The organism is Marinobacter sp., from assembly GCF_052094685.1.
In the GTDB taxonomy this organism is placed as follows: domain Bacteria; phylum Pseudomonadota; class Gammaproteobacteria; order Pseudomonadales; family Oleiphilaceae; genus Marinobacter.
The window spans coordinates 1-23,012 of the sequence record NZ_JBQDKB010000059.1 but is presented as its reverse complement, the minus strand read 5'-3'; the positions used below and the strand labels follow the sequence as shown (position 1 = coordinate 23,012).

The following is a 23,012-nucleotide window of genomic DNA, read 5'->3' as shown; positions in this document are numbered from 1 at the left end:
ACAAGATCACTTTAAACGCTGTCTGTCAGGTGCAAGTCCGACAGGCTGCTAGAGAAAGTCTTGCCGAACCTATGACCCCCGCGAAAGCTGTCACTCTGCTCTACGATATGCGGAACATAGAGTTCCAAGACGATGTGGTTGAGGGCTTTATTCGGGCAATTGGTATTTATCCCACAGGCAGTCTTGTGGAGTTAACTGATGGTCAGCGGGGCATTGTGGTGTCGCACTCTCCCGAACGCCGGTTGTGGCCACGGGTAATGGTTATGACGGATCGTCACCAGGCTCCGTTAAAAACTGGAAGAGTTGTTGATCTGGCGAAACATAACCAAAGTCGCACAACGGCAGAAATACTGGCTATCAAAGAATGCCTCGCCCATGGAACCGAAGGGCTGAATCCGGCCGGTTATGACGTGACCGGTGGGGAGTCCCGTTGGAGTATTAGCCGGCTGGTCAGTCGGTAATAATAATCCGTAGGTTTTTCCGTACCCACCGGTAAGTGTTTTCTGGCGAGAAGCTGATAACAATCTCAGACTCGCCGCCTGCCGGGCCGTCTACGTAGTAGTCCACTTCCGCCATTTGCTCGCTATAGGACTGAACCACCACATCCTGCGGGCGGGTGGTTATCGCCTCCAAGCCCGAAAGATCAGCGCTGCCGCCGATGCGACGTATTATTACCTGTTTGTTGCTTCTGTCGCTAGCAGGGTGCTTGGCTATGTGGTTGTCCAGATAGAAGCGGTTTCCAATAACGGTTTTGATCGTTTTTAGTTCCCGTTTCAGGTAGTCCCTTGCAGCTTCGGCATCCGCTTCTTCCATGGAGCGAGCAGCGTCGATAATTCGCTGTTTCTTGGCCCGTAAATCCTGCTTGTACTCAATATTTGGGTCCCAATCGTTGTCATCTTCTGGGCGCTCGGGTGCGGTCTCTATGTCGGCTTCAGTTGGGGGTTCTTCGCACAGCTCATCTCCTTCTGGGTAGAAGCAGATTTCCGCAAGCAACTGGTTGGCCGGCGAAGGGTTGGTACCGGTTGCGTCAAACTCGGTTTTGCTTACGGTAAAGTCGATTGGGCTGGTGAGATTGGGCAACGCTGCATTTAATTGCTGTATAACGCGATCCCGGATCTGGATTCCTGCGCCTTCGCGCACGCTCTCCGTCCAGTTCAGCGCCATGAGAAAACGGGTGAGGTTACTCAGCGGTACGCGGGTAATAAGCTGTTGTTCCGTAATCGTGTGGGTGGAGAGGCCTTCATCATCGACGGAAGGGGTTGATAACTGCGCCCGAATATCTGGTAAGAACTCCAGCGGTGTTACCCATTCTTGCGCCGGTACATCTTCGGCGATAGGCAAGTGGCCTACCCAAAGGCTAAGCGTTTCTCCAGGGTAGTACTGAAACTGGCCGTGGACATTTGTTTTACCGGCTTGGCTGGCGGTCTGGTAAGTTAAGCCGCTGATCCCCAGGGCGTTAACTTTTCCGGTGCTCGTGTCATTGCCTGTGTTGTCGCTGTCGTCGCCTAAACACCCGGAGAGAAGCGGGCTGATAAAGAACGCGATAATGAGTGCACGGGGCAGAGTACGAGATGGGCGAGTGAGGTGAACGGCAGCCATGGTTCGTCTTTCATTCCCTGAGTTTGGGCCGTGCCAGCGGATTGGATGTGGACAGCCGATTGTAAATTGTTGTAACCGTATTGTAGGCCGCTGGCCCAGGCTATATCGGGATACCTGTCGCAGTTTGCGGATTTCGTCGGGTTTGCCGTGCCTGTCTAGAAAGGGCTCCACCTTGAAAAAAAACTGCGCGCCTCAATAACTGGGTGTCTCCTGCATATTGCTTTTTTCGAATCGGTACTTGTTTATGACCAATGCTCTGGAAATTGAGGGGCTCACCAAAACCTACGGCAGTGGATTTGAAGCTCTCAAGGGAATCGACCTTCAGGTGGCCCAAGGAGATTTCTTTGCACTGCTGGGCCCAAACGGTGCTGGAAAATCAACCACACTGGGCATTGTGTGTTCGCTGGTGACGAAAACGGCCGGTAAGCTGAAGGTGTTTGGTTACGATATTGATACCCACCTTTCTGATGCCAAGCTCCACCTTGGCGTTGTGCCCCAAGAGTTCAATTTCAACCAGTTTGAGAAGGTGTTTGATATTGTCACCATACAAGCTGGGTATTACGGAATTCCCCTTAAAAAAGCCGCGGTTTCCGCTGAAAAATACCTTAAAAAGCTTGGCCTTTGGGAAAAACGCAATACTCCAGCGCGTATGTTGTCTGGTGGTATGAAGCGAAGGCTTATGATTGCCCGCGCTCTGGTGCACGAACCGAAACTGCTGATTCTAGATGAGCCTACGGCGGGCGTGGATATCGAGCTGAGGCGTTCTATGTGGTCGTTTCTTGAAGAAATGAACCGCCAGGGCACCACCATCATTTTGACGACCCACTATTTGGAAGAAGCTGAAGCCCTGTGCCGGAATATCGCCATTATTGATCATGGCCGTATTATCCGGAATACCAGTAAACGGGAATTGCTGCAGCAGCTAAGCCTTGAGACGTTTCTGCTTGATGCCGAGCTGGCACTAGATAAAGCGCCGGAGCTGGATGGCTTTTCCTGCAGGCTGGGTGATGAAGGTGTGTTGGAAGTAGATGTGCACAAAGGGCAGTCGCTGAATAACGTGTTTGTTCAGCTGGAACAGCAGGGGATCAAGGTAGTCAGTATGCGTACTAAAGCAAACCGGCTGGAAGAGTTGTTTATTCGCATGGTGGAGCATAATGCTGCGCCCGATCTGGCAACGGAGGGCAGAGCATGAATACCCAGGCTCTGTTAACCGCATATAGCACCATTGTACTACGGGAAATTCGCCGATTTACCCGTATCTGGCCTCAAACATTGCTGCCACCTGCTGTCACCATGACGTTGTACTTTATAATTTTCGGCAACCTGATTGGCTCCAGGATTGGCGATATGGGTGGTTTCGACTATATGTCGTTTATTGTCCCTGGGCTGATTATGATGGCGGTTATTACCAGTTCTTACGCCAACGTGGTGTCGTCGTTTTTTTCCATGAAGTTCCAGCGCAGCGTTGAAGAGTTGCTGGTTTCGCCTGTGCCTAACTGGATCATACTGGCGGGATACGTAACTGGGGGTATGGCGCGCGGCTTGGGAATTGGGGTTATCGTAACCTTGTTGTCGCTGGCGTTTACCCAGCTGCAAATCCATAACCTGCTCATGGTTGTGGTAACGGTGTTTTTAACCTCTGCGTTGTTTGCGGTGGGTGGTTTTATTAATGCGCTGCTGGCCACCAAGTTTGACGATGTATCCATTGTGCCTACGTTTGTTCTCACGCCTCTTACTTACCTTGGTGGCGTGTTTTACAGCATCGACCTGTTGCCAGATTTTTGGCAGGGCGTGTCTATGATCAACCCGATTCTATATATGGTGAATGGCTTTCGGTTTGGCATACTTGGCGTGTCTGATGTAAACCCGTTTGTGTCCCTTGGTATGATTCTGGCGTTCATAGCAGTGCTTACCTGCATTGCGCTTAAATTGCTTGCGCGAGGGAAGGGCATACGCCACTGACCTTATGCCTGTTTTTAGATATATTTATTCTTAGGAAACCCTATGGCTCTTGATAACGCGCCGCTTGGCAAAACCAGCGATTACCCGGATCACTATGATCCCGCTCTGCTTTTTCCGATAGCGCGGGAGGAAAACCGCCGCCGTATTGGTCTTGAAGACGGTCGCTGGCCTTGGTTTGGCGGGGATCTTTGGCAAGCTTGGGAAATCTCATGGCTGCGTCCTGGTGGCATTCCAGATCTTGCTTGGGCCGAGATTCGGTTTCCTGCAGCCTCGCCATCGCTTGTTGAGTCCAAGTCGCTCAAGCTTTATTTGAACTCTCTGAATCAAACGGTGTTTTCATCCGCTGAGCAGGTTGTTGAAACCGTGACCGGGGATTTATCCAGCGTATGCGGTGCGACGGTGAACGTCCGGTTCCTAAGCGTGGATGATTCAGGCACCGCTACCGGGCGCCCATCTGGCTACGAGTTGGTTGATAACGAGGCGGTTGAAGATGTGGTGTACGATTATGCGCCTGAGTCGCTTTGCGCGAATGGGCCGGTGGTTACTGAAAAACTCTGCTCCCACCTACTGAAGAGTAACTGCCCGGTTACCGGTCAGCCGGATTGGGGCACGGTGTTGATTAGTTACACTGGGTCGGCCATCGATCGTGCTGGGTTGTTACGGTATATCGTGAGCTTTCGGCAGAAACAGGATTTTCACGAGCACTGTGTAGAGACGCTGTTCACCGATCTACTTAGCAGGTGCAAACCTCAGAATTTGACCGTCTGTGCCCGTTATACTCGCCGCGGTGGCTTGGATATCAACCCATGGCGCAGTACAGAGCCAGAGGAGCAGGTTGGCCCAAGGTTGATTCGACAGTAATCAGTCTTGGGCGCTATCTTCTTCGAGCCGCAGACGCTCTGCGGCATCTTCTAGGGCGCTGAGGATGCTCTGGCGCTCTTTGTCGGTGATTTTGTCGGAATCCAGGTACATGGCAAAGCCGCTGCGCTCATGTTCCATAAAGCTTCGATTTGGCCCCATGTCTCTGCGGAAATCCACAACTTCATAAATAGGCACCGGCCTGCCGAAGCCTTTCACGGTGATCTCGCCTTTGTCGCGGCACATGATCCGATCTTTGATCAGTGAGAAGGTCTCGTAGGATACGAGAATCTCGCCCGGCTCGGCGAGAGATTCCAGTCTGCTGGCAAGGTTAACTTCCTTGCCAATAATGGTGTAATCCATGCGGTTTTCAGCGCCAAAGTTACCCACGGTTGTGTAGCCGGTGCTGATGCCCATGCGAATTTCCAGCGGGGTTTTTATGCCTTGACTGCGCCATTTTTGCCGCATGATTTTCATGTGTTTGCGCATATCAATCGCCATGGACACGCAGGCAAAGGCGTCTTCTCTCTGGCCACGGCTGGTCGGGTCGCCAAAGAACACCATGATGGAATCGCCCACAAACTTGTCGATGGTGCCGCCGTATCTGAGGGCCACTTCAGCCATTCCATTGAAGTAGTGATTTAGCAATTCCGTGAGAGCTTCTGGCTCCATTTCTTCTGAAAGCTCGGTAAAGCCTTTTATGTCTGAGAAAAAAACGGCGAGTTTTTTGCGTTGGGTTTCAAGGCGTACATCCCGTTCCCCAGTAAAGATAGATTGCCATACCTGGGGTGAAAGGTATTTTGACAGCTTGTGGGAAAGTGCGATGGATTGTTCGCGCTGGTTCTGTATTTGGGTTTTTGCCAGCATTAAGGCGCGGGCCTGCTGGTGTGAGTAAAACGCGGTTACGCAGATGTAAAGACCAGTGGCGAGTATGGACAGCATGCTGGTGAGTAGGGGCGACTGGAACGATTCAGCTGGGCCAAAAATTGCGAAGAAGACCACAATAGACGCCGTCATAAAACCACAGCCGATCAGCCATTGACGAATGCCACCAATGATTAGCGCGCTGAACATCAGCATCAATGCGATTGAAATGGATGGAATGGCAACCAGGCCGATACAGCCGATGAGACCACCGCCAATAATGCAATCCGTGATAAGCATTTTCTGGCGGATACGGGGGGAGTTTCTCAAAAACGTCCGCCGGGTAAGTAGGTGTGCAATGTGGGGCCAGCTCAGTGCGCCGGCAATTAACAAAAGATGCCATTGTTGGAACGCGCCCTGCAGCACACCCACAACAATAATGACAGCTGTCGCGGTATACGCAAGCAGGCGTCCGTTGTAATCGGGCATAGGGGGAATGGCCACCGGGCTATTCAGAGCCTCGGATGACAGTGATTTTTCTACGCTGTTGCTGGCATTGCGCAGATCTGCCGGAGCACTCATCATGTACGCGGATCACTCATGGCGCTGGAACCGTCTAGTTATATTTGTGTTGTGCCGAGTAAAATTGCACCAAGAGTAGGACTTGGAATAAGACTAAAGGTTAACAGCATTCCCTATAACCCACAATTCACGGGGCTCGTTTGAGTGGCACCCGATCAGAATTCAGCTACCGGAACATTATAGATATGAGTTCAGTCACTGATTTTTTGCTCAACCGGGCATCTGAGCCACGGCTGGAAGCCCCGGCTCCAGATGCCTCAACGCTCGATCAGGCTTTTGCCTGTGCGGCCCGTGCGCCGGATCATGCCTTGCTACGCCCCTGGCGTTATATGGTGATTGAAGGTGAGGGGCTAAAAGCTCTGGGTGAGCTATTTGCTGCTGCGCATTCCAATAATGGCGATGAAAAAAAGCTGGAAAAGGTACGCAAAAAGGTGTTGCGGGCTCCGATGATTGTTGTCGGAATTGCTTCACCAAAAAAGCATCACAAAGTGCCGGAAGTAGAGCAGTTACTTTCAGCCGGCGCGAGCATGAGCTTTTTGGGCCTGGCTTTACAAGATGCTGGTTACGGAGTTATGTGGCGCACCGGGAAAATGGCATACAACCCTGTGGTGCTTGAAGGGCTTGGTCTTGAAAAAGGAGAGTCGATCACCGGCTTTCTTTATACGGGCACTGTGTCTTCCACCAAGCCTGCGGTTCCCCGCCCGGAACTGGCTGAGTTTGTTGCACATTGGCCAGCGTGAATAATGCATATGCTCCCCTGCCACTCCGGGTGGGGGAAGCAGCTTGCCGCTTTCTTCTGGGCTTGCTCTTTTTTTTCCTTCTTCTTGCCTCTTTTTTTCCCGCAACTACCTGTGAACGCCCGAATTCAGTGGTCTCCCCAAAGCTGGCACTAGCATTGCTTTAGTTCTGCCATAGAACGAAACCGGCAAAGTCTAAATAGCCGGTGACAGAATTTCGGAGGTTGTATGGCGATCACTTTTGACAAGGCTCTTGGTATTCACCAGCACGCGCTGGAAGCCAGAGTGCAGCGCGCTGAGATTATGGCGAATAATATGGCCAATGCCGATACACCGGGCTTCAAGGCACGGGGTATGGATTTTCAGGCTGTGATGCAAAGAGCCCAAGACAACATGAATGGCTTTGGCATGGAGAAGACCCACGCGGGCCATATGGATACGTCGGCAGGCGCCGGAGATTCGGATTTGCTGTACCGGGTGCCGAACCAGCCTTCAGTAGATGGGAATACGGTTGACGCGCAAGCCGAGCAAACCCGGTTCATGCGTAACGCGATGGATTACCAGGCCAGCTTCCAGTTTCTTAACAGTAAGTTTACTGGCCTGACCAAAGCCATCAAAGGCGAGTAAGCCGCCGTCCAACGATTAGCGAAGGAGAAACATCATGTCACTGGGCAGTATCTTTGACATCGCCGGTTCCGGCATGACAGCGCAATCGCTGCGGCTGAATACCACCGCCTCAAACATTGCCAACGCAGAGACGGCGAGTTCGAGCACGGATACCACATACCGCGCACGCAAACCGGTTTTCTCAGCTATTCAGCAGTCCATGATGAACCCGGGCCAGCAGGGTTTCGGCACTCAGGCTGGGGATGACGCAGGTGCAGGAGTGCGAGTGGACGGTATTGTTGAAAGCGATGCTGAACTGCAGATGCGCTATGAGCCTCACCACCCGGCAGCTAATGAAGACGGTTATGTATTTTATCCCAATGTGAATGTAGTGGAAGAAATGGCAGACATGATGTCTTCCTCAAGAAGCTTTCAGATGAACGTGGACATTATGAACACGGCTAAATCCATGATGCAGCGCATCCTGACACTTGGTCAGCAGTAACGGGGCGAGGATCGAATCATGAGTGCAGTTAACGCAACGCAGGCCGGTGATGTACTGGGTAATTACAGATCCCAGCCGCAAACTGCTGAAGGTGGCAATGGCGAGCTTGGCAAGAACGAGTTCATGGAATTGATGCTGGCGCAGCTCAAAAACCAGAACCCACTGGAGCCCCAGGATAACGGCGAGTTTATTTCGCAGCTTGCTCAGTTCAGCTCGCTGGAAGAGATGCAGAAGCTCTCTGGCACCGTGGATGATGTGGTTGGGCAGTTCCGCTCCACTCAGGCGCTTCAGGCATCGGCGATGGTCGGTAAGACCGTATTGGCTCCTTCCGAAGTCGGGATTTTAGGAGCTGAAGGCGAAATCTCTGGCAACATTCAGGTGCCCGCCTCTACTGGTGGTGTGCGCTTGTCTATTCAAAATTCTAGTGGTGAGTTGGTGCGCCAGATTGATCTTGGCAGTAGCTCGGCGGGTGTTAAAGCGTTCAGCTGGGATGGCAAGGACGGTGACGGCAACAGCTTGCCGCCTGGGCCGTACAAGATTGTGGCTGAAGGATCTTATCCGCAGGGCAGTGTGCAGCTCCCAACCCTTGTTAGTGCCAATGTCGACAGTGTTTCGTTGGGCCAGGGTGGCTCCGTGACCCTTAACTTGGCAGGCATGGGTTCTATTGCGCTGTCAGATGTTAAACAAATCAATTAATACCGGTGTCAGACTGGGGGTGAATTATGGCTTTTAATACAGGGCTCAGTGGTCTTAGGGCGGCAGCGGTAGATCTGGACGTAACCGGCAACAATATTGCCAACGCCAGCACGGTTGGTTTTAAGAGCAGCCGCGTGCAGTTCGGCGATCTTTACGCCAATGGTTTTCTCAGTGGCGGCTCTAACCCTGTTGGTGATGGTGTAAACGTACAGGGCATAAAGCAATCATTTGGCCAGGGCAATATTAGCTTTACAGACAATGGATTGGATATGGCCATTGAGGGCGATGGCTTCTTTGTTCTGAATAATGGCGGTGAAACCCGTTACTCCCGAGCTGGGCAGTTCACCATTGATAAAGATGGTTTTGTGGTGAATAACCAGTCTATGCGGGTTCAGGGTTTCACCGCTGATGGGGATGGTAATCTCTCGGGTATTCGTGGTGACCTTGAAATTGCGACGGATAACCTGGCGCCACGCCGCACCACCAACTTGCGTTCTGATTTAAACCTGGATTCCCGCGAGTCGGTGCTTGAGTCGCGGGTGCGTGATGTGGGGCCGCTGGCATTTGGCGATGTGAACGGCGAGCAGTTCGAGATGACCTATACCGACGGCACACCCGCTTATTCGGTGGATTTGAGTGGTTTGACCACTGCCCGCCAAATTGCAGACAAGCTAACCACGGCACCAGGGTTGAGTGCCTCAGCGACCACAACTGCAAATTTGGGTCTTAGCGACGCCGATGTTGCAGCGGCAGGCTTCTCATTCGAACTGAGAATCAACGGTGCACCGCTTCAGCTAGACACCAGCAATGTGAGCAGCCTTGAAGAACTCAAGGCCGCGATCAATGATTCAAGCGATACCGCGATCTCCGCCGCCATTGTGGACGATGGAACCGGTAACAATGTGCTGCGTGTTAGTCATAACCAGGGTGAGAACCTTGATATTACTTACAATGATGGCTCGGGTGGCGCGAGTAACACGGTATGGGAGACCGGCGATATTAACGTAACTGGCGATCGTACGATTGCAGGTGTCACTGCAACCGGTGGCTCTGGCAATAACTTTGTAACTGAGTATGGCCAGTCGCCCATACGTATAACCAACGAGTTCAACCCGCAGGATCAGCGTACTTATAACCACGCTACCTCAACGTCAATTTTCGATAGCTTGGGTAATTCCCACGAACTCACGCAGTTTTTCGTGAAGGAGCCTTCACCGGGCAATGGCGTGGGGGTGAGTGAATGGTCTGTTTATCTGCAGATTGATGGTGAAATGGTTGCGGGTACTGATGCTACGCCTTATACCGCGAGATTTGACCAAGACGGTACCCTGCAATCTATTAATGGTGATGCCAGCGGTGAAATTGTAATCACCGACTGGGTTCCTAAAGACAAGAACGGTCAGCCTAACGGTTCTGACGGCCCTCCTGCGGCAGGTGCAACGGTGGTTACTCCGATTCCGGATCCCCCAACCACATCAGCTTTTGTGTTGAGCTTGGGGGAAACCACCCAGTATGGCGCAACATTTGGTGTTGATGATCAGCGCCAGAATGGCTACACAACCGGCCGGCTTTCCGGTCTTGATGTGTCTTCCGAGGGTGTCCTGTTTGCCCGCTATACCAATGGCCAGTCTAAGTCCCTTGGGCAGGTTGCCTTGGCTTCTTTCAGCAACACTGATGGGCTGTCACCTGTAGGGGATACCAGCTGGGTTGAAACCTTCGAATCTGGACAACCGGTTATTGGCAAACCCGACACAGGAACACTCGGTGGTATTAAGGCCAGCTCGGTAGAAGAATCCAATGTGGATCTTTCGGGTGAGCTGGTGAACTTGATCATTGCTCAGCGCAACTATCAGGCAAACGCCAAAACGATTGAAACCTCCGATGCGGTCACTCAGACCATCATCAACCTCCGCTAAAGGGCTTTGATGTAAGCTTGGCACGACTCCTGCAAGAATGTCTGAAAGAGCACTGGAAACAGTCAAAATTCCGGCAGGAGTTTTCCCATGGACAAAGCACTTTATCTCGGTATGTCTGGCGCCAAGCAGAATATGCTGTCCCAGCGTGCCCATGCCAATAACCTGGCCAACGTAAACACCACCGGTTTCAAGAAAGACTTTGCCCAAGCGCGGAGCATGCCTGTTTTTGGGGGACATCATCCTACCCGTGCCTATGCCATGGCCGAGCGCCCAGGTACCGATCTATCCGCTGGCGCGCTGATGCAAACTGGCCGAAAGATGGACGTTGCACTGGAAGGTGAGGGTTGGCTGGCTATTCAGAATAATCTAGGCGAAGAGGTTTTTACCCGCTCGGGAAGCCTGCAGGTGGATGTGAATGGCTTAGTGCGACTCTCCAGTGGCGAAATGGTGCTAGGCAACGGCGGACCGGTCGCGCTTCCTCCTTTTGATAATGTCCAGATTGGTGCTGATGGCACTGTATCTATCATTCCCGTAGGCGGTCCACCGGATCAGCTTGTGGAGGTGGATCGGTTGAAGTTGGTTAACCCCCCCCAGGACTCACTTGAAAAAGGTTTGGATGGGTTTATTCATCCAAAACCTGGCTTGGCGGTTGATGGCGGAGAGCCGGCAGATGCTGCGTTGCGTGTGGCTTCTGGTTTTCTTGAAAGCTCTAACGTGAATGCGGTGGAAGAGATGATTTCAAATCTTCAGTTGTCTCGACAGTACGAGATGCAGGTGAAGGTTATGCGCACCGCAAACGAGAATTCCGAGGCAGCGGCACGGCTGTTGCAGAACCTCTAATAGTTTTTGAAAACAACGTCGATTTGGCCAGAAGCGGCAAGTTTTTTCCGCCTGCCAGGCACCGGCAAGGAGTAATAGTTATGCATCCGGCTCTTTGGGTTAGTAAAACTGGGTTAAGTGCCCAAGATACCAATATGTCTACCATCTCTAACAACTTGGCCAACGTGAATACCACGGGCTTTAAGCGTGACAGGGCGGTTTTCCAAGATCTGCTATACCAGATCAATCGGCAGCCTGGTGGTATGAACACACAAAACTCCGAACTGCCCTCCGGGTTGCAGTTGGGTACCGGTGTGCGGGTGGTTGGCACGGCAAAGCAGTTTGCCCAGGGCAATCTTCAAATCACCGAGCAGCCTCTGGACCTTGCCATTGACGGCCGTGGCTTTTTGCAGATTCAGATGCCTGATGGCCAAACAGCCTACACCCGGGATGGGCAGTTTCAGCTTAACGCCGATGGCGATGTGGTCACACCAGAAGGTTACCCACTGGAGCCCAACATCAACATACCGGACAACGTCACGAAGGTGACCATCGGCAAAGATGGCACGGTATCGGCCATCACCGATGATCAGGCGGCGCCCATAAACCTGGGTCAAATTACGCTGGTGGGTTTCATCAACCCGCAGGGTCTACAGGCGATTGGTAACAACCTGTTCAAGGCAACCAATGCCAGTGGTGATCCCGCTGAAGGTGAGCCGGGGCTGGCTGGGCTGGGCTCGCTCGAGCAGGGCATGGTGGAGTCATCTAACGTAGAAGTAGTTGAGGAGTTGGTAAATATGATCACCACTCAGCGTGCTTACGAGATGAACTCCAAGGTTGTTTCCACAACCGATCAAATGCTCCAGTTCATTACGCAAAATATTGGCTAACCCGCTGAAATAGTATGTGTTGCTATGAAGTGTGAGAGTAAAACTGTGAGGGGAGAGCTCATGAAACCGACTACATCAACCTGGTTTTCCAAGTCAGCAGGCTCCTGTTTGCTGGTTTGGGTGCTTGTATTACTGCAGGGATGTACTGCCATGAGCCGGCCCCGTGCTGAACCTAATGACCCCGCCTATGCGCCTGTGCGCGCACAGGCCATGATGCAGCGTGATCCGGAATCCGGATCTATCTACCAAAGCTCACGCAACTACAATTTTTACGGCGATACGGTGGCGCTGAACATTGGCGATGTACTTACGGTGACTCTTAACGAGTCAACGCGTGCGAGCAAGAATGCTGAAACGAAGATCCAAAAGGATAGCGATATCTCGTTGCCCGAGCCCAACATTCTTGGCAAGAACAACATAGGCATTGCAACGTCTATCCAGAATGATCGAGATTTTCAAGGCAAAGCCGAGGCAGACCAGAGCAACAGCCTTGCTGGCAATATCACTGTGACCGTTATTGAGGTGCTGCCAAATGGTGTGCTGAAGATTCGCGGTGAAAAGTGGCTGTCACTGACCAACGGCGATGAATACGTACGCTTAACTGGTTTGGTGCGTCCGCAAGATATTGATCCAGGCAATATGGTGGCTTCTAGCCGCATTGCGGATGCCCGTATTGCTTACGGCGGCACCGGTGATTTTGATCAGGCGAACCAGATGGGCTGGCTGGCCCGGTTCTTCAACAGCGAGTGGTGGCCCCTATGATGTTACGCCGAGGTTTGGTGTTTTCGTTGTTGTTGACTGTTTTGGCGGCGCCTGTAATGGCCGATCGCCTGAAGGATCTAGCGCGGATCAAAGGCGTTCGAAACAACCAGCTTGTGGGCTACGGTCTGGTGGTTGGTTTGGATGGAAGTGGAGATAAAGCACCTTTTACCAATCAAACCTTCCGCAACATGATGAATCAGTTTGGCGTTACCTTGCCGGTGGGTGTAAACCCTAAGCTGGCTAACGTGGCGGCTGTGACTGTGAGTGCGACCTTGCCGCCGTTTGCGAAGGCCGGCCAGGAAATCGACATTACGGTGTCCTCTATTGGTAATGCCGACAGCTTGCGAGGCGGAACCCTGTTGATGTCTCCCCTGAAAGGTGCCGACGGTAACGTTTATGCCATGGCGCAAGGTAGCTTAGTAGTGGGTGGATTTGGTGCCCAAGGGAAGGACGGTTCGCGCATTACGGTAAACGTTCCCAGTGTTGGCCGTATACCCAATGGTGCAACCATTGAGCGAGAAATAGCGTCTCCATTTAGTCGTGGCGACACGATCACCTTCAATTTGATGCGTCCGGATTTCACCACTGCACGCCGTGTGGTGGAAGTGGTCAACCAGCATCTAGGGCCAGACATGGCTTATGCCCATGACGCGACGTCGGTTTCTGTTCGTGCGCCCCGTGACCCATCCCAGCGTGTGAGCTTTCTTTCTATCTTGGAAAACCTAGAGGTAGACCCGGCTCAAGACGCAGCAAAAGTGGTGATAAACAGCCGTACCGGCACCATTGTTGTAGGGCAAAACGTGAAAGTTAGCCCGGCAGCTGTGACCCACGGCAGTCTAACGGTAACCATTCAGGAAAACCCGCAAGTGCAGCAGCCTAATCCATTTGCTGGTGGCGCAACTGCGGTTGAACAGGACACCCAGATTGCCATTACTGAAGACCCAGCGCGCATGTTCAAGTTTGGGCCAGCCGTAACGCTGAATGAAATTGTTCAGGCTGTAAACCAAGTGGGCGCAGCCCCGGGGGACGTTATGGCGGTACTGGAAGCACTTAAACAGGCTGGCGCTTTGCGCGCCGAGCTCATTGTTATCTAGGTGACATGATGCAGGACTATCAGCTTCAACAGGCCAGGGTATACACAGATTTCAGCGGGCTGAATGCGCTGAAGCATGGTGCCAAGGATGATAAGCAGGGAGCGCTTGAGGAAGTCGCGCGCCAGTTTGAAAGCATCTTCGTGTCTGAAATGCTGAAGTCCATGCGTAAAGCAGGGGATGTGTTTGCTGAGGGTAACTACCTGAACACCAATCAGTCACAGATGTATCGCGACATGTTCGATAGCCAGTTGAGCCTTAGTATGGCTGGCGGGCAGGGCACCGGCCTTGCAGAAGCCTTGGTTCGGCAGTTGGGCAAAGATATTCCCGGAACAGATAAGCAGGGTGGCACTTTGGTTTCCCACAAGACAGCGTTGGCGGACTACGAGCGCAGTTTGCCGTCGCTTTCTCCGGGCTTGCCAGAGCGGGTTGAAGAGGTTAGCGACGTTGCTGAGACCAAGTCGTTAATGTCTGCGGAAGAAGCCCGTGATTTGCCTGAAAAGTTCGACTCTCCGGAGCACTTTGTAAGTACGCTTTTGCCTGTGGCAGAACGAATTGCTGCGGACACTGGAATTAACCCGAAGTTGATGGTCGCGCAGGCCGCTCTGGAAACCGGGTGGGGACGTCACATGATTCAGGGCGACGGTAACCAGCCCAGCTATAACCTTTTCGGTATCAAGGCTGACAGTCGCTGGCAGGGTGATGCTGTCACGATAACCACCACAGAGTTCCGTGAGGGTGTGCCAATGAAAGAGCGTGCGGATTTCCGTGCCTACCCAGATTATGAATCCAGCTTTCGGGATTATGTTTCGTTTTTAGAATCCAACCCCCGTTATCGGGATGTGCTTGCCAGTGCGGATAAGCCGGATGTGTTTGCTAAAAAGCTACAAGAGGCCGGCTATGCTACAGACCCCCAGTACGGCGATAAGATAAACCGAATTATGAACCGGGATTCTTTGATGACACTTTCAATGGGCAATGGAGCCGGGGAGTAAATTATGGCGGGACTGATTGGTATAGGCCTCTCCGGCATTCTTGGCCACCAAGGCGCGCTGAATACCACAGGCAACAACATCACCAACGCGAATACGCCGGGCTACAGCCGGCAGGAAGTGGTGTTTGAAACGCAGCAGGGCCAGCGTACGGGCGCCGGAAGTGTTGGCTCCGGTGTAAGCATTTCAGAGATCCGCAGGCTCGCGAACGAGTACCTTGTTCAGCAGGTTCGTGAAGACAGCACGTTGACGGGCGAGCAACAAACACTTAACTCCGAACTTAGTCGATTGGACAACTTGTTGGGCGGGGAAACAACCGGTCTTAATAACGCCCTCAATAATTTCTTTGCAAGCCTGCAAAATGCGGCAGAGGATCCTGCGTCTTTGCCCCAGCGTCAGTTGGTGTTGAGCGAAGCGCAACAGGTAGTGAACCGGTTTCAGGCGCTTAACCAAGAGTTTATCCAGCAGCGTGAGTCTGTAAAAACTCAAATGCAGCAGGGTGTAAACGATGCCAACACCCTGCTGAGAAATATTGCAGAGCTTAACTTGGCTATCTCTGAATCCCCGGGCCTGGCCCAGGGAAAAATGCCGAATGAGCTATTGGATCAGCGGGATGAATCGCTACGAAAGCTTTCTGAACTGGTCAATATACGAGTGACAGAAACCGAGGGTAGTCAAGTAAATGTGTCGCTATCCAACGGCTTGTCGCTGGTTGTTGGAAATAATGCGGCGCAGCTTGGTACCCAGAATAGTGCAGAAGACCCCACTCGTCTCGAGTTTACGCTGACCAGTGGTGGTCGCACGCTCAATATTGACGAGCAGATCACCGGGGGCGGGCTTGGCGGGTTGAGGCGTTTTGACAACGAGGCACTGAAACCTGCGTTTGATGAGCTGGGGCGGATCGCTATAAGCATTTCTGCCAGCATGAACCACCAGCACGAAATCGGTATGGACCTTGAGGGCGACCTTGGTGGGCTGTTTTTTAACGATGTAAATGATCTGGCCGTTCAGAGAAGCCGGGTAGTGGCCAACGCCAACAACCAGTTGCCAAGAGATGGCCAGCTGGCGGTTGAAATTACCGACAGCACTAAATTGCCGGCGGGGAGCTGGACACTGCAGTTCAGTGGCGATGGGCGCAGTTTCGAACTTATCGACAAGGAGTCTGGAAAGGTTGTGAATCAGGGCCGGTTGCCGGACCCGGTGCAGTCTGAAATATCCATGCCCGGGTTTAATATTCGTATTGAAGGCGGAACCTTCAATGCTGGCGACAAGTACTTGATTCAGCCTAGCCGTAATGCCGCAGAGTCTATTGGTTTGCAGGTAAGCCGGGAAGAAGATCTGGCGTTTGCCAGCCCGATACGAGCCACCTCCGGTGATCAGAATACCGGCACTGGAGAAATCGATCAGGGCGCTATGCTGAACGTGCGCAACCCGTTTACCGGCTCTTTGTTGCCGGGTTTTCAGAGTGCAGGTGAGTTGGCTAATGGCCCCCTGACCATAAAGTTTCAGCCAGATCCCAATGACCCTTCTGCTTTAACGTTTACGGTTACTGGGCCGCCGCCATCCAACACGGTTGTTGGTACGCCGAATCAGCCCTATGAACCCGGCAAAATTAACACTGTATTCAGTGGCGACCCGTCGGATGGCGACGATTACCAAGGGTTTCAGTTTAAGCTTAAAGGCAAACCGGCCGTCGGTGACTCCTTTGAAATTGGTTACAATAAAAACGGCATTTCAGACAACCGTAACGCCGAACTGCTGGCCTCGCTGGGTACTGCCAACACAATGAATGGTGGAACCCAGAGTTTCACCGAAGGCTATGCTGGCGTGGTAGAGGCTGTTGGCGTTAAAACTCGCCAGAGTCAGTTTGATCTGGAAGCCGGCAAAACCTTGCTAGCGCAGTCCTCCGCCCAGCGGGAGTCGGCTTCGGGGGTAAATCTTGATGAGGAAGCCGGAAAACTGATTCAGTACCAGGCTGGCTATAACGCCTCTGCCCAAGTAATTTCGGTGGCTCAGGATTTGTTCAACACGCTGTTGCAGACGTTCCGGTAACAGACAAGGTGGTGTGACATGATTAGAATTTCTTCGCAACAGGTATTCTCTAGCGGTATCAATCGGTTGCAGGAGCTGAACAGTAATCTGAACAGCACGCAGCAACAGATAGCCTCCGGTAAGCGGGTGAACAAGCCCTCCGATGACCCGGTTGTCGCAGCTCGCATACTAAAACTGAATCAAGAGCTGTCCCGGGTGAGTACCTATGAGCGCAACGTGAGCCTTGCCGACAACCGCCTAAAGCAAGAGGAAAACTCGCTGACAAGTGCTGTTGATGTGATTCAACGTATCCGCGAGCTTACGGTGCAGGCAGGCAATGGGTCACTATCTCCCAATGATCGAAAGTCGATTTCTTCAGAAATGAAAGAGCGACTGGGTCAGCTAGCTAACCTTGCAAATACTCGGGATGCCTCTGGCGAGTATATCTTCAGTGGTTTTCAGGGTTCGGTTCAGGCGTTCCAGCAGAATGACGAAGGCAAGTACGTTTATCAGGGTGATGAAGGTCAGCGGGTTCTGGAAATTGACGACGGTGTAACTGTGCCGATCAGTGACCACGGCAAAGGTATCTTTGTGAATGTTCCGGCTGCTGTTGCGGGCGAGCATACTGGCCCAACGGACGGGACATTTATTTCAGGTGTGAAAGTGGTCAACGAAGCCGAATTGACCGCAGCTTTTCCAGGGTCGGTTCCCGATGACATAACGCTTCAGGTGGATAACAGCACTCCGTCCCAGGTTCTGGCGTTTGATAGCAACGATCCGACCGTCACTTTTCCTGTTAGTCCTGCGGATTACCAAAGCGGGGAAACCTTTGTTGTTGCGGGTATTGAAGCGAGCATTACCGGTGCAGACCCAGGTGCGACTCCCGCGCCAGATAGCTACACATTGAAAATCAATGATAAGCAGTCAGTGTTCGGGACCATCGAAAACTTGATTGCCGGCTTGGATTCCATTGAAAAAGGGACTCCCGAAGGTCGCGCAGCGTATGAAGATATGGTCGCGCAGTCTCTGGTTAATCTCGATAACGCCCAAGAGAGCATTGTTCTCAAGCAAACTGAGCTCGGCGGGCGCATGAATGCAGTCGAATCTACCAAGAGTTTTCTGGCGGATTCTTCGGTATACACGAACGAAATTCGCTCGCAGTTACAGGATGTGGACTATGCGGAAGCGGTCAGTAATCTTAGCTTCCAGAGCTTTGTGTTGCAGGCTGCGCAGCAATCGTTTGCACAGGTATCCCAGCTTTCATTATTCGATCGGTTATAAAATTCAGGGCCCATGTAAAAACTAAGGGCTCTGTGTGTTGCTTTCACGATCAGGCTAAGTATAATTCCCCCTCTTCTCGTTGGCGGCGTGGTGAAATTGGTAGACACGACGGATTCAAAATCCGTTGCTAGAAATAGTGTGGCGGTTCGAGTCCGCCCGCCGCTACCATATTAAAGTCGCATTCTGCGGCGTCCTGAACAGCCCGATCCATGAATGTCTCTGATTTTCAGTTTGAACTCCCGGACGAGCTCATCGCCCGGTACCCTCTCAGGGAGCGCAGCGCTTCCCGTCTGCTATGCCTAGACGGCATCACTGGCGATACGGCTCACCGTTCTTTCACTGATCTTCCTGATTTACTGCAGCCCGGCGACCTTCTCGTTTTTAACAACACCCGTGTGATACCAGCCCGCCTTTTTGGAAAGAAAGAAACGGGCGGCCAGGTTGAAGTATTGGTAGAGCGAGTAACTGGTGAATATAGCCTTGTTGCCCATGTGCGCGCTTCCAAAGCTTTGAAAGAAGGCCAGAAGGTGATTCTGGAGGATGGCTCTGCGCTGCGTATGGCCGGCCGGAGTGATGCACTATTTCATCTTGAAAGTGAGGCCCGTGAGCCAGTGCTGGATCTGTTGGAGCGCATAGGGCACATGCCTTTGCCGCCTTATATGGATCGACCTGACGAAACAACCGACCGTGAGCGCTACCAGACCGTATACGCCAAGGAAGCTGGCGCGGTTGCCGCGCCGACGGCTGGTTTGCATTTTGATGACGCGATTCTGAACACTTTAAAAGCTCGGGGTGTAGAAAGCACGTTTGTGACGCTGCACGTGGGTGCCGGCACATTTCAGCCGGTACGCGTAGACAGTTTAGAAGAGCACGTCATGCATAGTGAAGTTGTGCACGTACCGGAAGAGGCTGTAGACGCCGTTAACCGCACACGTGCTCGGGGTGGTCGCGTGGTGGCTGTTGGCACCACATCTGTGCGATCGCTTGAATCTGCAAGCCGTGGCGGTTATTTGAAGCCTTTTCAGGGCGAAACCGACATCTTTATTTTTCCCGGTTACAGGTTTCAGACCGTTGATGTGCTGATTACCAATTTTCACTTGCCGGAATCCACGCTGATCATGCTGGTGAGTGCATTCGCGGGTTTCGAGCACGTAAAGCGTGCCTATCAGAGCGCGATTGCGGAAAAGTACCGTTTTTTCAGTTATGGCGATGCCATGTTTATAACTGGGCAGGAGCTCAGCCGGGGTATGTTGCTTCGCGCACCCGATGAGCCTGTTCAGGCAGGCAGTCCATCATCACTTAATACCGGAGACAAGCTGTGAGCCAGTCCTGTTTCATGTCCTTTGAAAAATTGGGAGAAGACGGTCGTGCCCGGCGTGGGCGGTTAACCTTCCCCCGTGGAACCGTCGAAACGCCTGCATTTATGCCTGTAGGCACCTACGGAACGGTTAAAGGGATGTTGCCTCGCGATATTCACGAAACCGGCGCCGAAATTATTCTTGGAAACACTTTTCATCTGATGCTGCGCCCTGGCACAGAGGTGATCAAAGCGCATGGCGATCTTCATGATTTTACCCAGTGGAAGGGGCCTATTCTTACAGACTCTGGCGGTTTTCAGGTCTTCAGCTTGGGTGAAATGCGCAAGATTACCGAAGAGAAAGTTACGTTTCGTTCTCCCGTAGACGGATCACCGGTTGAGTTGTCGCCGGAAATCGCGATTCAGGTTCAGCATGACCTGGGCTCTGACATCGTGATGATTTTTGATGAGTGCACGCCATACCCTGCTACTGAAAAGCAGGCGAAGGATTCCATGGAGCTCTCGTTGCGCTGGGCAAAACGCAGTAAGGACGCTCATGAGGGAAGCCCTTCAGCGTTGTTCGGCATTGTTCAGGGTGGCATGTATGAGGCGCTCAGGGACCGTTCCCTCGAAGGTCTTACGGACATCGGCTTCGACGGTTACGCCATTGGTGGGCTTTCCGTTGGCGAACCGAAAGAAGATATGATTCGCATACTCGACCACTTGCCGCCGAAAATGCCTGAGGATAAGCCCCGCTACCTGATGGGAGTGGGGCGGCCTGAAGACTTGGTAGAGGGTGTGCGCCGAGGTGTCGATATGTTCGACTGCGTCATGCCAACAAGAAACGCCCGCAATGGCTATTTGTTCACATCTACCGGTATCGTGAAAATCCGCAATGCACGTCATCGTCACGATACTGCGCCTTTAGATGAACGGTGTGACTGTTATACTTGCGAGAACTTCTCGAGAAGTTATCTGCATCATCTGGATAAGTGTGGAGAAATGCTTGGCGCTCAGCTGAATACTATTCACAACTTGCACTACTATCAGAACCTCATGGCTGGATTGCGCGGGGCCATTGAAGCAGGTACATTGTCGGACTTTATAAATGACTTCTATGCTCTGCGCGGCGAGACAGTGCCAGCCATGGGTAATGAGTAATTCCATTTGCTTAATCAACGGAGAGTTTTGATGAAATCAGTCAAGTTGTTTTTGGCCGGCCTTTTGGCAATGGTGCCCACCCTGGCAATGGCTCAGGAAGGTGCTGCTGGTGGTATGGGTGTTATGGGTCAGGTGATTTTCTTCGCCGGCTTTATCCTGATTTTTTACTTTCTAATCTGGCGTCCGCAGTCCAAGCGTGCCAAAGAGCACAAATCACTGATGTCTGGCTTGAACAAGGGTGATGAAGTGGTTACCTCTGGCGGCATCGTTGGAAAGATCACCAAAGTTACTGATGATTTCATTGTTGTTGAAATTTCCGACAATGTTGAAGTGAAGGTACAGAAAGTAGCTGTTGCCGCCGCACTGCCGAAAGGTACGCTCAAAGACATCTGAGCAAGGACTTTCTGGCCGGCCCTGATACCCGCCGGCCTGCACCTTCCTGGCTGAAACACCAAGGCCGGCCTTCGGGCTGGCTACAAGGGATCCCATGCTGAACAAGTACCCGCTTTGGAAAAACCTGGTTATCCTGGTCGCGATCGTGATCGGGTTTATCTACGCTTTACCCAATCTATTTCCCGATGACTACGCTGTGCAGATTACCGGCGCGCGAAGCAGTACCGAAGTTGATTCTGCCGTGCTCGAAAGAGCCATTAAATCGCTGGAATCGGATGGTATTGAGGTCAAAAGCAGTACGCTTGAGGATCGGGATGCCCTTATCCGGTTAAATAGCTCCGATGACCAATTGCGTGCTCGCCCTGCGGTTCAGGCTGCTCTGGGTAGAGATTATCTCGTTGCACTGAATATGGCACCTTCCACGCCTGATTGGCTGAAAAGCCTTGGCGCCGGACCGATGAAGCTCGGCCTCGACTTGCGTGGTGGCGTTCACTTCCTGCTGGAAGTGGATATGGAAACGGCCGTCGCGCAGAGACTGGAGGCAGTATCCGGTCAAATCAAACGGGAACTGCGCGAAGAGCGTGTGCGCTACCGGGGTGGTGATGTGGATGGCGAACGTGACATTGTTCTGAGTTTCCGGGATGAAGCTTCACGCACTGAAGCATTTACGTTGATCAAGCGTCAGTACAACGAGTTTTTGCTGGATCAGAAAACCAGTGGTGACGAGCTCCAAATTGTCCTTACCTTGTCTGAAGGTGAGGTAAGTGCCATTCGCAAGTATGCTCTTGAGCAAAACCTGACCACCATCCGTAATCGAGTGAATGAGCTTGGTGTTGCAGAGCCGCTGGTTCAGCAGCAGGGTGCTAATCGGATTATTGTGGAGCTTCCGGGGGTTCAAGATACCGCCCAGGCTAAGCGTGTTCTTGGCGCCACGGCAAACTTGGAATTTCGTATGGAAGCCCGCCAAGACGCAGCGGCGAGCGAAACAGAACAGTTCAGCTTCCGTGATGAACGTCAGCGCAATGCCCGTTTGGAGCGGGACATTATTGCGACCGGTAACAACGTTGCTAACGCTCAGCAGGCCTTTGATGAGAATGGTCAGCCACAGGTCAGTATAACCATGGATTCAGTAGGCGGCGATTTGATGAATCGCTCTACACGCAATGCCATTGGTCGACGCATGGCGGTTCTGTTTATCGAGTTCCGCACGGAAACCGAAACCCGAATGGTAGATGGTGAGCCGGTAGAAACGGATAAGCGGATTGTAGAGAAGGGTATTATCAGTCTGGCAACCGTAAAGTCTGCTTTGGGAAGCAGTTTCCGCATTACGGGCCTGGATTCCATTCCCGAGGCTTCTGAGCTTGCTCTGCTTCTGCGGGCAGGCGCCTTGGCGGCTCCTATGTACTTTGTGCAAGAGCGTACTATCGGGCCAAGCTTGGGGCAGAAGAACATTGATGCTGGCATGATGTCTGTAGGGTTGGGCTTTATTCTTGTGCTACTTTACATGCTGGTTTATTACCGCGGGTTTGGGGTTGTGGCGAATGTCGCGTTGGCTATCAACATGATGCTTCTTATTGCTTGCATGTCGATTCTCTCTGCCACGCTTACGCTACCTGGTATTGCCGGCATCGTACTAACCGTAGGTATGGCAGTAGACGCCAACGTGCTGATATTTGAACGTATCAAAGAAGAACTAAAAGCCGGCGTGTCACCCCAGCTTGCCATTAACGCAGGTTACTCGCGTGCGTTTGTATCCATATTCGATGCCAATATAACCACCTTGTTAGTGGCTATTATTCTCTTCGCAATGGGCTCGGGTCCGGTGAAGGGCTTCGCGGTAACACTGTGTATCGGGATACTGACGTCAATGTTCTCTGGGCTGATGGTTAGCCGGAGTATCGTGAATATGGTTTATGGCGGCCGCAGGGTCGAGAAATTGTCGATCGGAGGAAAGCTCGCCAATGTCTGAT

21 protein-coding genes, 1 tRNA gene and 1 pseudogene are annotated in these 23,012 nt (G+C 52.3%); 21 read left to right on the top strand and 2 right to left on the bottom strand.

Annotated features, from left to right (window positions below):
* Positions 1–461, top strand: a pseudogene (locus ACTH3S_RS12425) (hypothetical protein); the annotation flags it as partial.
* Here the strand turns inward: ACTH3S_RS12425 and ACTH3S_RS12420 are convergent.
* Positions 451–1,599: an organic solvent ABC transporter permease gene (locus ACTH3S_RS12420; protein WP_441809326.1), complete on the bottom strand. Its 1,149-nt coding sequence runs from the start codon at positions 1,597–1,599 to the stop codon at positions 451–453. The pseudogene ACTH3S_RS12425 and the gene ACTH3S_RS12420 sit on opposite strands and share 11 nt — an antisense overlap.
* 244 nt (positions 1,600–1,843) lie before the next feature.
* On the opposite strand from ACTH3S_RS12420, the gene ACTH3S_RS12415 reads away from it, so the two are divergent.
* Genes ACTH3S_RS12415 through queF form a run of 3 tightly spaced genes read left to right on the top strand, consistent with a single transcriptional unit; the run spans position 1,844 to position 4,422 of the window.
* Entirely contained in the window at positions 1,844–2,791 is a 948-nt protein-coding gene (locus ACTH3S_RS12415) for an ABC transporter ATP-binding protein (protein ID WP_441809325.1), read from the top strand.
* Complete coding sequence (locus ACTH3S_RS12410; protein ID WP_441809324.1) at positions 2,788–3,561, top strand: ABC transporter permease; 774 nt, start codon at positions 2,788–2,790, stop codon at positions 3,559–3,561. The genes ACTH3S_RS12415 and ACTH3S_RS12410 overlap by 4 nt, the downstream gene beginning before the upstream one ends.
* 42 nt (positions 3,562–3,603) lie before the next feature.
* Positions 3,604–4,422, top strand: a complete 819-nt coding sequence (gene queF, locus ACTH3S_RS12405; RefSeq protein WP_441809323.1) for an NADPH-dependent 7-cyano-7-deazaguanine reductase QueF — start codon at positions 3,604–3,606, stop codon at positions 4,420–4,422.
* Here queF and ACTH3S_RS12400 read toward each other — a convergent pair whose 3' ends face one another.
* Positions 4,423–5,868, bottom strand: a complete 1,446-nt coding sequence (locus ACTH3S_RS12400; protein ID WP_441809322.1) for an adenylate/guanylate cyclase domain-containing protein — start codon at positions 5,866–5,868, stop codon at positions 4,423–4,425.
* A 182-nt stretch (positions 5,869–6,050) separates the two neighbouring features.
* On the opposite strand from ACTH3S_RS12400, the gene ACTH3S_RS12395 reads away from it, so the two are divergent.
* The 17 genes from ACTH3S_RS12395 (at position 6,051) to secD (ending at position 23,011) form a co-directional block, all read left to right on the top strand.
* Positions 6,051–6,605, top strand: coding sequence for a nitroreductase family protein (locus ACTH3S_RS12395; RefSeq protein ID WP_441809321.1), 555 nt, complete (start codon positions 6,051–6,053; stop codon positions 6,603–6,605).
* A 225-nt stretch (positions 6,606–6,830) separates the two neighbouring features.
* On the top strand, positions 6,831–7,229 hold the full coding sequence (gene flgB / locus ACTH3S_RS12390; RefSeq protein WP_441809320.1) for a flagellar basal body rod protein FlgB: 399 nt from the start codon (positions 6,831–6,833) through the stop codon (positions 7,227–7,229).
* Between the two features lie 34 nt (positions 7,230–7,263).
* Positions 7,264–7,713, top strand: a complete 450-nt coding sequence (flgC, locus tag ACTH3S_RS12385) for a flagellar basal body rod protein FlgC (RefSeq protein WP_441809319.1) — start codon at positions 7,264–7,266, stop codon at positions 7,711–7,713.
* Between the two features lie 18 nt (positions 7,714–7,731).
* Positions 7,732–8,409, top strand: coding sequence for a flagellar hook assembly protein FlgD (locus ACTH3S_RS12380; RefSeq protein ID WP_441809318.1), 678 nt, complete (start codon positions 7,732–7,734; stop codon positions 8,407–8,409).
* A 26-nt stretch (positions 8,410–8,435) separates the two neighbouring features.
* Positions 8,436–10,325 carry a flagellar hook protein FlgE gene (locus ACTH3S_RS12375; RefSeq protein WP_441809317.1) on the top strand — a complete coding sequence of 630 codons (1,890 nt, stop codon included), beginning with the start codon at positions 8,436–8,438 and terminating at the stop codon, positions 10,323–10,325.
* 87 nt (positions 10,326–10,412) lie between these two features.
* On the top strand, positions 10,413–11,165 hold the full coding sequence (locus ACTH3S_RS12370) for a flagellar basal body rod protein FlgF (RefSeq protein ID WP_441809316.1): 753 nt from the start codon (positions 10,413–10,415) through the stop codon (positions 11,163–11,165).
* Between the two features lie 80 nt (positions 11,166–11,245).
* Positions 11,246–12,034 (top strand): flagellar basal-body rod protein FlgG, encoded by a 789-nt coding sequence (gene flgG / locus ACTH3S_RS12365; protein WP_441809315.1) that lies wholly within the window; start codon positions 11,246–11,248, stop codon positions 12,032–12,034.
* 60 nt (positions 12,035–12,094) lie between these two features.
* Entirely contained in the window at positions 12,095–12,796 is a 702-nt protein-coding gene (gene flgH, locus ACTH3S_RS12360; RefSeq protein ID WP_441809314.1) for a flagellar basal body L-ring protein FlgH, read from the top strand.
* Positions 12,793–13,890: a flagellar basal body P-ring protein FlgI gene (locus ACTH3S_RS12355; protein WP_441809313.1), complete on the top strand. Its 1,098-nt coding sequence runs from the start codon at positions 12,793–12,795 to the stop codon at positions 13,888–13,890. The genes flgH and ACTH3S_RS12355 overlap by 4 nt, the downstream gene beginning before the upstream one ends.
* A gap of 8 nt (positions 13,891–13,898) precedes the next feature.
* Positions 13,899–14,882 carry a flagellar assembly peptidoglycan hydrolase FlgJ gene (gene flgJ / locus ACTH3S_RS12350; RefSeq protein WP_441809312.1) on the top strand — a complete coding sequence of 328 codons (984 nt, stop codon included), beginning with the start codon at positions 13,899–13,901 and terminating at the stop codon, positions 14,880–14,882.
* Positions 14,883–14,885: 3 nt separating this feature from the next.
* Positions 14,886–16,931, top strand: a complete 2,046-nt coding sequence (flgK, locus tag ACTH3S_RS12345; RefSeq protein ID WP_441809311.1) for a flagellar hook-associated protein FlgK — start codon at positions 14,886–14,888, stop codon at positions 16,929–16,931.
* Between the two features lie 18 nt (positions 16,932–16,949).
* The gene (gene flgL, locus ACTH3S_RS12340) at positions 16,950–18,191 is read left to right on the top strand and encodes a flagellar hook-associated protein FlgL (protein WP_441809310.1); all 1,242 of its coding nucleotides are present in this window, start codon (positions 16,950–16,952) and stop codon (positions 18,189–18,191) included.
* An 81-nt stretch (positions 18,192–18,272) separates the two neighbouring features.
* Positions 18,273–18,359: transfer RNA gene (locus ACTH3S_RS12335), tRNA-Leu, on the top strand.
* Positions 18,360–18,400: 41 nt separating this feature from the next.
* Entirely contained in the window at positions 18,401–19,513 is a 1,113-nt protein-coding gene (queA, locus tag ACTH3S_RS12330) for a tRNA preQ1(34) S-adenosylmethionine ribosyltransferase-isomerase QueA (RefSeq protein WP_441809309.1), read from the top strand.
* A 14-nt stretch (positions 19,514–19,527) separates the two neighbouring features.
* On the top strand, positions 19,528–20,649 hold the full coding sequence (gene tgt, locus ACTH3S_RS12325; RefSeq protein WP_441809327.1) for a tRNA guanosine(34) transglycosylase Tgt: 1,122 nt from the start codon (positions 19,528–19,530) through the stop codon (positions 20,647–20,649).
* 30 nt (positions 20,650–20,679) lie between these two features.
* A complete protein-coding gene (yajC, locus tag ACTH3S_RS12320; protein ID WP_441809308.1) occupies positions 20,680–21,042 on the top strand; it encodes a preprotein translocase subunit YajC in 363 nt (120 codons plus the stop codon).
* A gap of 94 nt (positions 21,043–21,136) precedes the next feature.
* Complete coding sequence (gene secD / locus ACTH3S_RS12315) at positions 21,137–23,011, top strand: protein translocase subunit SecD (RefSeq protein WP_441809307.1); 1,875 nt, start codon at positions 21,137–21,139, stop codon at positions 23,009–23,011.
* The last annotated feature ends 1 nt before the right edge of the window (position 23,012 follow it).